Annotated in this window: 15 protein-coding genes; 5 read left to right on the plus strand and 10 right to left on the minus strand. The window is 71.6% G+C overall.

The window, feature by feature from the left end; translation table 11 throughout:
- The first annotated feature begins 7 nt into the window (after positions 1-7).
- Positions 8-406, plus strand: coding sequence for a helix-turn-helix domain-containing protein (locus tag GGQ69_RS07885; protein WP_221243366.1), 399 nt, complete (start codon positions 8-10; stop codon positions 404-406).
- A gap of 7 nt (positions 407-413) precedes the next feature.
- On the opposite strand, the gene GGQ69_RS07890 is transcribed toward GGQ69_RS07885, so the two are convergent.
- The 8 genes from GGQ69_RS07890 to pheS form a co-directional block, all read right to left on the minus strand.
- A complete protein-coding gene (locus tag GGQ69_RS07890) occupies positions 414-1,715 on the minus strand; it encodes an alpha/beta fold hydrolase (protein ID WP_183526800.1) in 1,302 nt (433 codons plus the stop codon).
- Positions 1,716-1,936: 221 nt separating this feature from the next.
- Positions 1,937-2,266, minus strand: a complete 330-nt coding sequence (locus tag GGQ69_RS07895) for a hypothetical protein (RefSeq protein WP_183526803.1) — start codon at positions 2,264-2,266, stop codon at positions 1,937-1,939.
- 105 nt (positions 2,267-2,371) lie between these two features.
- Complete coding sequence (locus tag GGQ69_RS07900; protein ID WP_183526806.1) at positions 2,372-3,193, minus strand: beta-ketoacyl-ACP reductase; 822 nt, start codon at positions 3,191-3,193, stop codon at positions 2,372-2,374.
- Between the two features lie 38 nt (positions 3,194-3,231).
- A complete protein-coding gene (locus GGQ69_RS07905) occupies positions 3,232-4,287 on the minus strand; it encodes an alpha/beta fold hydrolase (protein ID WP_141566051.1) in 1,056 nt (351 codons plus the stop codon).
- 14 nt (positions 4,288-4,301) lie between these two features.
- Positions 4,302-4,754 carry a hypothetical protein gene (locus GGQ69_RS07910; RefSeq protein WP_183526810.1) on the minus strand — a complete coding sequence of 151 codons (453 nt, stop codon included), beginning with the start codon at positions 4,752-4,754 and terminating at the stop codon, positions 4,302-4,304.
- Positions 4,755-4,883: 129 nt separating this feature from the next.
- Positions 4,884-5,552, minus strand: a complete 669-nt coding sequence (locus GGQ69_RS07915; protein ID WP_324589898.1) for a 4'-phosphopantetheinyl transferase superfamily protein — start codon at positions 5,550-5,552, stop codon at positions 4,884-4,886.
- Between the two features lie 42 nt (positions 5,553-5,594).
- Positions 5,595-8,204, minus strand: coding sequence for a phenylalanine--tRNA ligase subunit beta (gene pheT / locus GGQ69_RS07920; protein WP_183526813.1), 2,610 nt, complete (start codon positions 8,202-8,204; stop codon positions 5,595-5,597).
- Between the two features lie 6 nt (positions 8,205-8,210).
- Positions 8,211-9,224 carry a phenylalanine--tRNA ligase subunit alpha gene (gene pheS / locus GGQ69_RS07925; RefSeq protein ID WP_183528444.1) on the minus strand — a complete coding sequence of 338 codons (1,014 nt, stop codon included), beginning with the start codon at positions 9,222-9,224 and terminating at the stop codon, positions 8,211-8,213.
- 205 nt (positions 9,225-9,429) lie between these two features.
- On the opposite strand from pheS, the gene GGQ69_RS07930 reads away from it, so the two are divergent.
- A complete protein-coding gene (locus tag GGQ69_RS07930; protein ID WP_183526816.1) occupies positions 9,430-9,930 on the plus strand; it encodes a hypothetical protein in 501 nt (166 codons plus the stop codon).
- Positions 9,931-10,038: 108 nt separating this feature from the next.
- Positions 10,039-11,136 carry an Rv2578c family radical SAM protein gene (locus tag GGQ69_RS07935; protein ID WP_183526819.1) on the plus strand — a complete coding sequence of 366 codons (1,098 nt, stop codon included), beginning with the start codon at positions 10,039-10,041 and terminating at the stop codon, positions 11,134-11,136.
- 16 nt (positions 11,137-11,152) lie between these two features.
- Here the strand turns inward: GGQ69_RS07935 and GGQ69_RS07940 are convergent, their stop codons facing one another.
- Positions 11,153-11,557 (minus strand): (deoxy)nucleoside triphosphate pyrophosphohydrolase, encoded by a 405-nt coding sequence (locus GGQ69_RS07940; RefSeq protein ID WP_183528445.1) that lies wholly within the window; start codon positions 11,555-11,557, stop codon positions 11,153-11,155.
- Positions 11,558-11,677: 120 nt separating this feature from the next.
- Between GGQ69_RS07940 and GGQ69_RS07945 the strand changes: the two genes are divergently transcribed.
- Together GGQ69_RS07945 and GGQ69_RS07950 are read left to right on the plus strand one after the other, a co-directional pair.
- The gene (locus GGQ69_RS07945; protein ID WP_183526822.1) at positions 11,678-12,895 is read left to right on the plus strand and encodes an MFS transporter; all 1,218 of its coding nucleotides are present in this window, start codon (positions 11,678-11,680) and stop codon (positions 12,893-12,895) included.
- A 160-nt stretch (positions 12,896-13,055) separates the two neighbouring features.
- Positions 13,056-13,328, plus strand: coding sequence for a GlsB/YeaQ/YmgE family stress response membrane protein (locus tag GGQ69_RS07950; RefSeq protein ID WP_183526824.1), 273 nt, complete (start codon positions 13,056-13,058; stop codon positions 13,326-13,328).
- Between the two features lie 70 nt (positions 13,329-13,398).
- Here GGQ69_RS07950 and GGQ69_RS07955 read toward each other — a convergent pair whose 3' ends face one another.
- Positions 13,399-14,283 carry an RNA methyltransferase gene (locus GGQ69_RS07955; RefSeq protein ID WP_183526827.1) on the minus strand — a complete coding sequence of 295 codons (885 nt, stop codon included), beginning with the start codon at positions 14,281-14,283 and terminating at the stop codon, positions 13,399-13,401.
- Positions 14,284-14,285 lie beyond the last annotated feature (2 nt).

Consider the following 14,285-nt stretch of genomic DNA (forward strand, 5'->3'; position numbering starts at 1 on the left):
TGGATGCGTGAGCACTCAGGAACAACGCCGGCTGGCGGGCGCGTACATCCGCCAGCAACGCAAGCTGGCCGACATGTCCATGCGACAGGTCTCGGCCATGGTGGGGATATCGAACCCCTACCTGTCCCAGATCGAGCGCGGGCTGCGCGCCCCCTCCGAGGCCGTGGCCGCCGGGATCGCCACGGCACTGGGGGTGAACGTGCACGACCTCTACGGGCCGGGCGAGGGCGGCGGAACCGTCAGTGGCCTGGAGGCGGCCATCCAGGCCGCCAGCGAGCTCACCACGGCCCAGCGGGCCTCCCTGACGGAGATCTACCGGTCGTTCGTCCGCGCGAACGAGGGTGACGCCGGCCGGGACGCCGGCCCTGAGGGCGACGACCCGGCCGGCGCAGCCAGCCCGGGCTGAGAGCGCGTCAGTCGACGGAACCGGTGGGGACCGCCTGGGCGACCGAGACCTTCGTGGCGGCCTTGCGCGGTCCCCGCCGGGTGGGGCGCTTGTGGGTCGGCTCATCGGTCAGGACCTCGGGATCGTCCTCCGGCGTCCTGTTGGACAGGGCCCCCATCTCGGCGAAGATGACCTTCCAGTGGTTCTCCAGCGAGTCGCGGCCCATGAACAGGCCCAGGTGGCCGCTCTCGGAGGACTGCCGGCCGATCCGGTCGGCGGGGGTGGAGACGTGGTCCGCCAGTGCCCAGACCTGGTCCGCGGGGGTGATGTGGTCCGTCTGTCCGGCCATCAGGAACAGCGGGCACGAGATGTTGGCCAGGTCCACGATCTTGCCCTCGACCTCGAGCTGGCGCTTGGTCAGGGAGTTGCGCATGAACAGGTGCTCGACGACCCACAGGTAGAAGGCGCCGGGCAGGTCCTGGGTCCACTGGAACCAGTCCTCGAACTTGCGGTAGCGCTCCATGTGCTCGGGATCGCGCAGGTGGGTCGCCAGCTCGAGCACGCGGCTGACCTCCTGGTCCGGCTGCAGGGCCTTGAAGCCGTCCAGCAGGAACCGCCCCGGCAGGACGCCGTCATTGGCCTCCACGACCGAACGGTAGTACGACAGGTCACCCCTCGGGGTGAGGTGCTGGAGCCACTCATGGATCAGCGGCTCTCCCGCGTGGAAGTCGATCGGGGCGCCGGCGATGGCCAGCGTGTTCACCCGCTCCGGGTGCGTGGCCGCGAAGATCGTGGCCAGCCAGCCACCCTGGCAGTCACCGACGATGTTGACCTTGCCCCCCAGGAGGTCGGTGACCTCCCGCAACAGGGCCATGTAGTCGTCGATACCCGTGTCCTTGGTCTCCTGGGTGGCACCGATCCACTCGAGGACCAGGATCCGGGAACAGCCGTTGTCCCGGCCCGTGATGACCTGGCTCTGGGTGTCGGCGAAGTCGACGATGCTCGAGTCGTGGCCCGCCTGCGGCGGCAGGATCACCGTGGGCAGGATGTCCGCGGGCGCGTCCGCCGCGGAGAAGTCACGCAGGCGGGCAATGGGCCACTCGCGCAGGACCGTGTTCTGGTGGGCCCACGGCGGGCGGCGCCGGTCGGACATGGCGGACACCCACGTGACGAAGTCACCGGCCACGTCCAGCGGGGTCGCCCCTCGCTGCCAGGCGTCCCTCCAGTAGTCGAGGGCGAACTTGTTCAGTGCTGTCCAGGTGCCGAAGGTGCCGGAGATGAGGGAATCGGTGATGCCGGGGGTGGCGGGACGATGAGACGAGGTGTACACGGGGACTCCTTGGGAAACATGGCTCATGTGTCGTGCGGATGACGAGCGGGTGACGAGCGGGTGACGCGCGTCACTTGACGTTGAATCCTACGCGCCAGTACGGGATTGTCTATGGTCCAAACGTCGAATGGCCCCATCGTCTATGGTCCAGACGTCGAACGGCCCCGTCGAAACTCGACGGGGCCGTTCGTCAGCGCAGGATCGGCAGGACGCCGACCGGGTCACTTGAGCAGTTCGCGGGCAGCCTTGATCCAGGCGTTGGTGACTTCCTCCGAGAACTGGATCTGGGTGTTCGCGGTGTTCTTCATCCATTCGTTCTGGGAGGTGCCGGCGATCTGGCGCTGCATCTCGAAGAAGGACTTGGCGGCCTTCTCGTAGTTGTCGACGACGGTGCGGCTGCCGGCCTTGGTGGACTCGGCCACGGCGGAGTTGAACTCCTTCATGCGCTCGGTGTTCTCCTCGAAGCGCTTGGTGGCCTCCTCGGCCATGCGGTTGGCGTTGTCAGCGGCAGCGTTGGTGGCATTGGTGGCATTGGGGTTGGCAGCAGCCATGATGTCTCCTTGGGTTGATGTCGATGGCAGCGGTGGACCTGCCTGCGTTAACAAAGTTAGCAGGGTCTTGCTAACCTCTGCAAGCCGGTACTGCAGGCCACCGTCTCACATGTCCATGCCGCCGTTGACGCCCCAGATCTGCCCGGTGATGTAGGAGGACTTGTCGGCCACGAGGAAGTGCACCACGCGCGCGATCTCGTCGGGGTGGGCCAGCCGGGCCATGGGGATGTTGCCCTTGATCTTCTCCAGGACCTTCTCCGGGACCGCCTCGACCATCTCCGTGTTGACGTAGCCCGGAGTGACCGTGTTGACGGTGACGCCGATCGAGTCGTCGTTGAGCTTGCCGGCCCGCTGCAGGTGGAAGATCGCCTCCCGCGCCAGCGTCTTCGTCAGCCCGAACAGGCCGGACTTCGAGGCGGCGTAGTTGGCCTGCCCGATGTTGCCCATCTCGCCGATGATCGAGGACACGTTGACGATCCGTCCGGTGCCCCGTTCCAGCATGTGCTTCAGCGCGGCCTGGGCCATGTAGAAGGTGCCGGAGAGATTGACCTGGATGACGGCGTCCCAGTCGTCGTCCTCCATCTTCAGGACGGTCTTGTCACGGGTGATCCCGGCGTTGTTGACCAGGATGTCGAGCTTGCCGTGCTCGGCGACCACGGCGTCGATCGTCGCCCGGCAGTCATCGGCCTTGGCCACGTTGCCCTGGTGGATCGAGAACCGCCCCTCCGGGAAGGTCTCCTGCATCTCCCGGAGGAACTGCTCGGCGCGGCCCGTGTCACCGCCGTAGCCGAGGGCCACCGCGGCCCCCTGCTGCGCCAGGCTGCGGGCGATGGCGGCGCCGATGCCGCGCGTGCCGCCGGTGACGAGGGCCACGCGATCGGCCAGCTTGCTGCCGCGGACTCCGTTGGTCTGGTTCTGAGCTGTCAAGTGGCTCTCCTCCGGGGATGGGATGGTACGTCCGACAGTCAGTCGGAGCGGCGGTCCTGGCTGCGGGGTTCGAGCCAGTCACGGATGCGGGGCCAGATGTCCCCCTTGGCGCGGGAACCGGCCATCAGGCCGATGTGGCCACCGACCCCGTCGAGGTGGTCCACGTCCGGGCTCGTCAGGACGTCGAGCAGCGGCAGGGTCCCGTCACGGGGCGCGATGTGGTCTCTCGAGGCGGTCACGACCAGGATGGACTGCTGGATCCTGGACAGGTCCACCCGGTGCCCCCGCAGGCGGATGCGGCCGGTGGCCAGCCGGTTCTCCTTGTAGACCCAGGTCACCCACTGCCGGAAGGCGCGCATGGCGAAGTTCGGGTTGTCGGCCACCCACTTGGCCATCGGCTGGTACGAGGCCTTGTCCGCGGTGCCGTCCTGGACCTGGCGGAACAGCCGCAGCGGAGTCCCGATGTAATTCGGCACGGGCTTCAGCAACTTGTTCACCGTGTCCACGTACGCGCCCGGCAGGTACGCGGCGTGCTGCTCCAGCCAGTCGGTGTCGAGCTCCTCGTTGCCGAGCATGGCCTCGTAGGTGGAGTTGCTGGCGTCGAAGGGCATGGTCAGCGGGACCCAGTTGCGCACCGGGGCATCGGGAGTCACGGACAGGTACATTCCGCTGAGCGCCGCGCCGATGCACCAGCCGATCAGCGTGATCTCCTCGGCGCCGCTGCTGCGCCGTACCTCCCGGACGGCCCGGGGCAGGTAGGTCAGGGCGTAGTCCTCCAGGCCGGTGTCCGCGTCCTCCTCGTCCGCGTAGCCCCAGTCCACGAGGTAGACGTCGAAGCCCTCCGCCAGCAGGAACTCCACGAAGGAGTTGCCGGGCCGCAGGTCGAAGATGTCGGGCCGGTTGATCAGGGCGAACGTCAGCAGGATCGGCACCGGATGGGTGCGCCGATTGCTCCGGTACCGGTACAGGGTGGTCTTGCGGTAGGTCCACACCACGTCCTTGGGCGTGGCGCCCACGACCGCGTCCGGCGTCGTCAGCTGGATGTTCGAGTACTCCAGGAGCGTGGCGGGCAGGCGGAGCATGTCCCGGAACATCGACGCCACGCCGATCACTTCCCCTGGTCGGCGTCGCCGGTGGTGGACCGGGACGCGGCACCCGTGGACCGGGAGGTCCGGCGGGCGGGCCGGGCCGGGGCCGCGGCGTCGCGCTCGGCGGCCTCCTCCACGAGGGCGGCGTTGCGGCGGCGCTCCTCGGCCAGTTCGTCCTCGAGCCGCTCCACGCTCTCCAGGACCATCTCGAGCTTGTCCTCGTTGCGGGACAGCTGGCGGTGCAGGGAGGTGACGTCGGAGCGGCCGGCCAGCCGGGCGTTGCGGATCACCAGGTCCAGGGCGTCATTGCCGAGCCGGTGCAGGGCCACCAGGTTACCGGCGGTCTGGGAGAGCATGTGCCCGAAGGCCTTGGAGTTGACGACCTCCTCGAGCCCCGGCGAGGCCGCGGCGAGGACGTCGTCCAGGTACTGCCGGTACGGCCGGTCGGCGTTGTTGCCGGATGCTTCCGCCATAAGGTGTTCCTCCCGCCGGCCCGGGCAGATCAGAGTGCCGCCGGCCGCATGTCAGTGTCCGTGGTCGTGGTCTGAGCACATCGTACACACAGGCCCCAGTGGGTCATGACGAGGGAGTTAACAAACCTGCTAACTACTTGGTGGTAGCACCACCACGGCACCGACCAGCCCCTCGGGCGCGGATCCCCCGGGCCAGTACGGGTCCGCCGAGACCACCGCCCCCGGCGCCCCCGGAACCGCCCACGTCAGCCCGGGGTCCTCGACGTCGGGATCATCGGGTCCCTCATCGGCGGGGACCAGCGGCACCCCCGCCGGATCACCCCGGAAGCCGGTCCCCCGGGCCTTGACCAGGGCCTCCTTCGCCGACCAGAGCCGTGCCCGCGCCAGGGGCCGGTCGGCGGGAGGCAAACCGGCGATGGCCGAGGCCTCGGCCACCGAGAAGCCGACGGCACCGAGCTCGTCCGCCGTCGCGAACGCCGAGGACCCCAGCTCCTCGATGTCCACGCCGATCCGCCATCCGTCCGCGACCAGGGCGGCGTCCAGCCAGGCCGTGGCGAGCCAGCCGCGGGACCGGCTGAAACTCACGGCCGGCAGCGCACGGGCCGGGTCCACGGCGTCCGGGCCGTGCCGGCGGAGCGCCAGCCTGCTGTACCGCAGGACCGGGGCTCCGTGCTCGGCGGACCCGCAGGCCGGGCAGCGGTGCTCCACCTCGAAGGTGCCCGGCCGGTGCCCCAGGGACACCGCCAGGTAGTCCAGGGCCTCGCGCCGCTGGTCACCGGCGCGAGGGCCGGTGACCACCACGTGCCACCCCGGCCCGGTCACGACGTCGACCCGCCCGGTTCAGCGCTGGACGGCGCCGTGGCGCTCGGCGGCCAGGGCTGTGGCCGCGGCGCGGGCCCCGGAGGCCTCGTCTGCGGTCAGGGTCCGGTCCGGGGCGCGGAACCGCAGCGAGAACGCCAGGGACTTCTGCCCCTCCGGCACGCCCGGTCCGGCATACACGTCGAACAGGGAGATGTCCTCCAGCAGCTCCCCGGCGCCCTCGCGCAGGGTGGCCAGCACCTCCGCGGCCACGGTGTCGGCCGGCACCACGAGTGCCACGTCCTGGCTGGTCGGGGGGAAGGTGGAGAGCGTCTGGGCCACCACCACGCCTGCGGCGGCCGCGATCAGCGCATCCAGGTCCAGCTCCAGGGCCACGGTCCGGGCCGGCAGGTCCGCGGACTCGAGCCACGTGGGCAGCAACTCGCCGGCCACCCCGACGACGGTGCCGTCACCGCCGGCCAGGGACAGCCGGGCGGTGCGTCCGGGGTGGAACGCCTGGTGATGGCCCTGGGTCACGGTCAGCTCCACGCCCAGGAGCGCCCCCACGTCCAGCGCGGTCCCGATCGCGTCCTGCCAGTCCCAGGCCCGCGGGGCGTGACCGGGCCCCGCGACCGAGTCGTGGCCGGTGAACACGGCCGCCACGTGGCGCGGCTGGTCGGGGATGCCCGCCTCGAGGCCGGCCAGCACCTCGTCGGCGGGCCGCGCCCCCAGCGGGGGGATCGAGGCGCTGCCCAGGTGCTCACCGGGCAGGAACACCGAACCGGACTCGTACAGGGCCAGGTCGCGGAAGCCGCGGGAGTGGTTGCGCCGGGCGATCTCCAGCAGGCCGGGCAGCAGTGAGGTGCGCAGGTAGCCGAACTCCGCGGAGATCGGGTTGGCCAGGTGCACCATGCGCTGGGCCTCGCCCTCCTCGGCGGTGGCGGACCCGAAGAACCGGTTCTGGGCCGCGGAGACGAAGGGGTAGGCCAGCACCTCGGTCAGACCGGCATCGGCCAGGCCCTGCAGCACGCGGCGGCGGTCCGCCTGGGGCCGGGTCAGCCCGCGCCCGGGAGGCGCCACCGGCACGGTGGAGGGGATCTCGTCGTAACCGACCAGCCGGCCGATCTCCTCGACCAGGTCCTCCCGGATCTCCAGGTCGGAGCGCCACGGCGGCGAGGTGACGGTGAAGACCGTCCCGGCGGCGCCGCCGTCGGGACCCGGCCGTGCCGCGGTGGTCTTCTCCACCGTGGCCCCCAGGTCCGTCAGGGTCCGCTCGATCTGCTCCTCGGTGTACTCCACACCCATCACGGCCGCGGGGAAGGATGCCGGCAGCTCGACGACGGTCGGCTCGGGCCGGGTGCCGACGTCCGTGATGCCCGGGCCGGGGGTCCCCCCGGCGAGCTCGACGAGCAGCTGGACGGCGCGCTCGGCGGCCTCGTCCGCGACCTCCCAGTCCACGCCGCGCTCGTTGCGCTTGGAGGCCTCGGAGGGCAACCGGTGCCGGCGGCGGGTCCGGCCCATGGACACCGGGTCGAAGTGCGCGGACTCGATCAGCACGGTGGTGGTGGCCTCGGAGACCTCGGTCTCCCCGCCGCCCATGACGCCGGCCAGGCCGATGGGCCCACGGTCGTCGGTGATCAGCAGGTCCTCCGCGGAGAGCGCGCGGTCCTTGCCGTCCAGCGTGGTCAGCCGCTCGCCCTCCTGGGCCCGGCGGACCACGATGTCACCCTGCAGGGTGTCGGCGTCGTAGAAGTGCAGCGGCTGGCCCAGCTCCCACATGACGTAGTTGGAGATGTCCACGGCCAGGGAGATCGACCGCATGCCGGCCAGGCGCAGGCGAGCGCTCATCCACGGCGGGGTCGGCCGGGTCGGGTCGATGCCCGTCACGGTGCGGGCCACGAAGCGGTCGCAGCCGGGCACCCCGTAGATGGGCGCCCGGTCCTCGAGGCGGACGGGGTAGCCGTCACCGTCGGCCTCCGGGGCGGTGACCAGGGAGGCCGGGTCCGTGAACGAGGTACCGGTGGCCAGGCTGTACTCCCGGGCCACGCCGCGGATGGAGAAGGCGTAACCGCGGTCCGCCGTGACGTTGATCTCCGCGGCCTCGTCGCGCAGGTGCAGCAGGTCGAACACGTCGGTGCCGGCCTCGGGGTCGTTGCCGTGCTCCGGGGAGAAGCCGAGGGATGAGAGCACGATGATGCCGTCGTGATCCTCGCCGAGGCCGAGCTCGCGGGCGGAGGCGATCATGCCGGCGGACACGTGCCCGTAGGTCTTGCGCGGGGAGATCCGGAAGTCCCCGGGCAGCACGGCCCCGGGCAGGGTGACGATGACCTTGTCCCCCACCTCGAAGTTGTCCGCGCCGCACACGATGCCCTGGACGCCGGAGGGGTCGATGCCCTCGCCGGACAGCGGCTGCGGCCGGCCCTCGGGGGCCACCCGGACCTGGCACCAGTTGATGGTCTTGCCGTTGGACTGCGGCTCGGGCACCTTCTCGAGCACCTCACCCACCACGATCGGTCCGGACATCCCGTCCAGCGGACGGTGGACGTCCTCCTCCTCGAGGCCGACCCTCACCAGGTCGGCCATGACGTCCTCGGCGGTGGCGTCCGCCGGGACCTGCGCGTACTCACGGAGCCATGACAGCGGGATGCGCATGGGTGATCAGATCTCCATTCCGAAGTGCTGGGAGAAGCGGACGTCGCCCTCGATCATGTCGTGCATGTCCGGGACCTCATTGCGGAACATCAGGGTGCGCTCGACGCCCATGCCGAAGGCGAAGCCCGAGTAGACCTCGGGGTCCAGGCCGGCGGCGCGCAGCAGGTTGGGGTGGACCATGCCGCAACCGCCCCATTCGATCCACTGCGGCCCGCCCTTGGCCCCGGGGTGCCAGATGTCCATCTCGGCACTGGGCTCGGTGAACGGGAAGAAGTTCGGGCGCAGCCGGATCCTCGCCTCCGGGCCGAACATCTGCCGGGCGAAGTACTCGAGGGTGCCCCGCAGGTCGGCCATCGTCAGACCCTTGTCCACGGCCAGTCCCTCGAACTGGTGGAACACCGGCGTGTGGGTGGCGTCGAGCTCATCGGTGCGGAAGGTCCGGCCGGGGCACAGCACGTACACCGGTGCACCGCGCCCGAGCATGGCGCGCATCTGCACCGGCGAGGTGTGGGTGCGCAGCACCAGGTGGGCCTCGGGCGGGTCCACGAAGAAGGTGTCCTGCATCTCGCGGGCCGGGTGGTCCGGCTTGAAGTTCAGGGCGTCGAAGTTGTACCACTCCGATTCCAGTTCCGGGCCCTCGGCGATCTCCCAGCCCATGCCGATGAAGATGTCCGAGACCCGCTCCTGCAGCACCGACAGCGGGTGGCGGGCGCCCACGCGACGACGGCGGACCGCCGTGGTGACGTCCACCGTCTCCTCGACGAGCAACCGGGCCGCGCGCTCCTCCTCCAGCACCTCGGTGCGGGCGGCGAGCGCGGACTCCATCGCCTTGCGGGCGCCGCCCATGAGCTTGCCGGCCGTGGACTTCTGGTCCTTGGGCAGCTTGCCGATGGAGCGGTTGGCCAGGGTGAGCGGCGCCTTCTCCCCCGTGTGGGCCAGGCGGGCGGCCTTGAGCTGGTTGAGGTCGGCGGCGGCGGAGAAGGCCTGGAGCGCGGCCTCCACGGCGGCGCCCACGGCCATCTCGTCGGCCGGGGAGATCTCGGGTGCGACCTGCTCGGTGGTACCGTCCGGCTGCTCGACCGGGGTCTCGGCCAGGTCCTGGGGGGTTTCCGTCATGGCGGGCAACGACCTTCATGCTGCGGTGGGTTCGGACACGGGGTGGGCCAACCGGGAAGAAGGCCCCGGCCAGTCTAGTGGACCGCCCCGGGCACCTAGGCTGGACGGCATGGCCGGTCACACTTCCCGACGCCGGCCGGTCCGGTCCGATGACCGGGCCGGCCGGCCGCCCGGGCGTGGGCCGGACCGCCTCCCGGCGCGGTTGGCGCTGCGGCGGTGGTGGAACGCGATCAACCTGACGACGCCCCTGGGACTGGTCCTGGCCCTGGGCTCCGGGTGCTCCGTGCGGCGGGGACCCCTGGGGCTGGTCCTGGCCACCGGGTACCGGTGGCCGTTCCCGGACGGCGGGGCGTTCACGGTCGGCAACGTCGTCCTGTTCCGGGCCCGGACGGTCATCACCCCGCAACTGCTGGCCCATGAGTCCCGGCACGCCACCCAGTACGCCTGGTGCGCGGGACTGCCGTTCCTGGTGCTGTACGCGGCGGCGGTCGGCTGGTCGCTGCTGCGCACCGGGGACACCGCCTCCCGCAACGTCTTCGAGCGCCGCGCGGGACTGGAGGCCGGCGGGTACCGCGAGCGCCCGGTGCGCTGGCCGCGCCGGCGCGCCTGACCTCACTCTCACCAGCACGGACGGCACCACGCGCCGGCCCCCGGGTTCCCACGCTCGTTCCTGACACCTTCCTTGCACCATGATTCGAACATGTGTTCTAATCGGTCCATGCGATGGGAAGCGCAGGCACTGCAGGCCGGGGACGGAACCGGTCAGGACGGCGGCGGCACTCCGGCCGCGCCAGCCGCCCTGCTGCCGCTCTCCGGCCTGCAGCGTTCCATCACCACCCCGGACTTCGCCGGGATCACCTTCCACGAGGTCGTGTCCAAGTCGGCCCTGAACCGGGTCCCGGACTCCTCGCCCATGCCGTTCCGGTGGACGGTCAACCCGTACCGGGGATGCACCCACGCCTGCCGCTACTGCTATGCGCGCAGCACCCACGAGTACCTCGACCTCGACCCGGGGGCCGACTTCGACCGGCAGATCGTGGTGAAGGTGAACACCCCCGAGCTGCTGCGCCGGGAACTGGGCCGCCCCGGATGGACACGAGAGCTGGTGGCGCTGGGCACCAACACCGACCCGTACCAGCGGGCCGAGGGCCGGTACCGGCTGATGCCCGGCATCATCACCGCCCTGGCGGACACCGGCACGCCGTTCTCCATCCTGACCAAGGGCACGCTGCTGGGCCGTGACCTGGACCTGCTCTCCGCGGCCTCGCGTCAGGTGCCCGTGCAGGTGTCGGTGTCCCTGGCCATGCTCGATCCCGGCCTCGCACAGCAGGTCGAACCGGGGACGCCGAGCCCGGCGGCGCGCCTGCGGCTGATCGAGAGGCTGGCCTCGGCGGGGGCGGACGTCACGGTCATGGCCATGCCGTTGCTGCCCTGGCTGACGGACGGCGACCGGCAGGTGGAGGAGCTCATGGCGGCGTTGGCCGCTGCCGGCGCACGGTCGGTGCTGGCCGGTGCCCTGCACCTGCGGCCCGGGGCCCGTCAGTGGTACCTGGACTGGATCGCCCGTGACCATCCGGAACTGCTCGAGGGCTACCGCACCCTCTACGCCCGGGGTTCCTATGCGGCACCCTCCTACCGGAAGGCCCTGGGCCGCCGCACCACCGCGGCCGCCCGCCGCCACGGCCTGGACCGCAGCGGCGCCCACCGGATCACCGCGGCGGACGGGGAGGGGCAGGCCAGGGCCACCGCGCGCGGGGTTACCGGGCGGCCTTCCCAGCACTCTCCGCAGCACTCTCCGCAGCCGGCACTGTTCTGAGCCGGCACCCTCACGGTCAGTCCCGCAGCATCTCCACCAGCGCGTCGACGATCGGCCGGTCGGCCGGGATCCACTCCAGTTCCTGGAGCCGGTCCCGGTCCAGTGCGCGCCACTCGAGCAGGTCGTGGTCCTGCAGCGGACGCGCCTCGCCCCGCTCGATGACCGCCGTGAACACCCGCATCCTGGCCCCGTTGCCCAGCAGCCAGCCCTCGGGGTGAGCTGCCGTCACCTCGCGGTCCAGGCGGACGTCCACGCCCAATTCCTCCCGGACCTCCCTCCGCAGGGCGGACCGGGGGTCCTCTCCGGGCTCGACCTTGCCGCCCGGGAACTCCCAGAGGCCGGCCAGGCCCTCGGGCGAGCTGCGCCGTCCCACCAGCAACCGGGTCGGACGGTCCAGCCGGTCCAGCACCGCGGCCCCCATGACGGGTCGGGGGCCTCGAGGTCGTGCTCCCGCCTCGGCAGCCGGGGTGGACGTGGACGTGAGTTCAGTCATGGTCCCGATCCTAGGCCGGTCGCGCGGAGGCCTGGCCCGTAGGCTGGAATGGTGCTCCCCACTGCCGCCGACCCCTCCGCCCCACCTGCCCGGCCCGCCCGGCCCCGCCGTATCCTGCCGGGAATCCTGGCGCTGGCCCTGGGCGGGTTCGCGATCGGCACCACCGAGTTCGCGATCATGGGGCTGCTGCCCCAGGCGGTGGCCGATCTCGAGGTCGACCTTCCCGCCGGCGGCATCCTGATCTCGGCCTACGCCCTGGGCGTCGTCGTCGGCGCACCCCTGCTGGCGGCGGGCCTGGCCCGCGTGGACCGGAAGGTCTCGGCGCTCTCCCTCATGGCCATGTTCGTCATCGGCCATGCCGCGAGCCTGCTGGCACCGGACTTCGCCACCATGCTCGTGGCCCGCTTCATCTCGGGTCTCCCCCACGGCGCGTACTTCTCGGCCGCGGCCCTGGCGGCCGCTCACCTGGCGGGTCCGGCCCGCCGGGGCCAGGCCACCGCCTGGGTGATGGCGGGCCTGTCCGTGGCCAACCTGGTGGGCGTGCCCGTGGCCACCTGGCTCGGACAGAGTGCGGGCTGGCGGTGGATGTTCATCCTCACCGGAGTCTTCGGAACCGCGACGATCGCCGCCGTCGCCTGGCTGGTCCCGGCCATCCCGGCACCGGCCGGCACCTCGGTGCGCGGCGAACTGACCGCGCTGCGCTCCGGCGCACTGTGGCGGGCCGTGCTGGTGGGCACCATCGGGTTCGCGGGCATGTTCGCGCTGTACACCTACATCGCCCCGGTGTTCGTGGAGATCGGCGGACTGCCGGAGCGGCTGGTCCCGGTCATCATGGCCCTCTACGGACTCGGCATGGTGGCCGGCACCCTGCTGGGCGGGGCCTGGTCCGACCGGTCGGCCACCCGCACCCTGCAGTGGATGCTCGGGACCGTGGCCGTGGCCCTGGCCCTCTTCAGTGTCACCGCACCGTGGTGGGTGCTCTCGCTGGTCCCCCTGCTGGCCGCCGCCACCGCCGCCTCGGCCCTGGTCCCCTCCCTGCAGGTGCTGCTCGTGGACGCCGCCCCGCACGCGCCGCAGTTGTCCGGGGCCCTGAACCACTCGGCGCTCAACCTGGCCAATGCCATGGGCGCCTGGGTGGGCGCGGCGGTCATCTCCGCCGGTGCCGGGCTCCAGGTGCCGGCCGGTGCCGGGGCCGGCCTCGCCGCCGTCGGGTGCGTACTGTCCCTGCTGCTGTTGCGTCCCCGATCCGCGGCAACCCCCAGCTGACGTGTGGCGATGCCGCACCGTGCGGGCCGTGCAGTCCGCCGGCCCGGGGCACCGGCGATGGCCCGTCCGGTCCAGCCCGCCAACCGTGGACGGGCCCGTGCATCCCGGCTGACACTATCCCTGTCAGCGCACTGCACGGCGAGCACGAAGGGGACACATCATGAGCATCATCAGCTGGATCATCATGGGCCTGATCGCAGGGGCGATCGCGCGCCTCATCCTCCCCGGCGACCAGGGAGGGGGCTGGCTGGGGGCGCTGGTCACCGGCATCCTGGGCGCCATGCTGGGAGGCTGGATCGGTGGCCTGCTGTTCGGCCTCGACCTGAACGAGAGCTTCTGGAGCTTCTGGACCTGGGTGTTCGCCATCATCGGTGGCATCATCGTGGCCTTCATCTGGCAGGCCATCACGCGCCGCCGCGGCAGCAGGGTCTGATTCCGGCACGTCGGCGGGACGACGAAGGGCGCCCCTCGGGGCGCCCTTCGTGCTGTCGCCGGCCGGGACGTCAGGACCGGTCCGCGTGCTGGGACATGGCCGAGGCGTAGAGGCACACGGTCGCCGCCGTGGCGACGTTCAGCGACTCCGCCCTGCCGTAGAGGGGCACCGCCACCCGTTCGGCGGCCAGGGACAGTTCCGCCGGTGACAATCCCTGGGCCTCGTTCCCGAACAGCCAGGCGGTGGGCCGCGCCAGCAGGCCCCGCGGAGGCCGGTCCAGGACCACGGTGCCGTACCCGTCCGCGGCCAGCAACTGGAGTCCGCGGCCGGACAGCAGCGCACCGGCCGCAGGCAGGTCCGCCCCGGTCACGACGGGCAGGTGGAACAGCGATCCGGCGGTGGAACGCACCACCTTGGGGTTGAACAGGTCCACCGAGCCGGCCGTGAACACCACGACGTCGGCCCCGGCGGCATCGGCCGCGCGCAGGATGGTCCCCGCATTGCCGGGGTCCTGGACCCGGCACAGGACGGCCGCCAGGCGCGGCTGGCCGGTGAGACCGGCGAGCACCGACTCCGCCGAGGACTCGGGGATCCGGCACACGGCCAAGACGTCCTGCCCGGTGACCGCGTCGCTCATGGCCGTCAGCACCTCGTCACTGGCCTGCCGCACCTGGACCCCCGCGCGGGCTGCCTCAGCTGCCAGGGCGGTCAGGTCCGGATGACGATCGGCCAGCCTCGTCGAGACGTACACCGCCTCCACGACGTCACCCGGTGCCCACTGGGGGGATCCGAGCAGGCCCAGGTGTGCGCGCAGCGCCTCGCGGGCCGGCTGGGGACCCTCGGCGAGGAACAACCCCTCCCGCTGACGCGACGAGCGCCCCGCCAGCCGTGCGACCCTGCGCACCCGGTCAGCCCGGGGGTTGGTCATCACGTCCTGGTCAGGGCGCTCGTTCATGG

It is taken from the genome of Micrococcus sp. TA1 (assembly GCF_014199555.1).
Taxonomy (GTDB): Bacteria; Actinomycetota; Actinomycetes; order Actinomycetales; family Micrococcaceae; genus Citricoccus.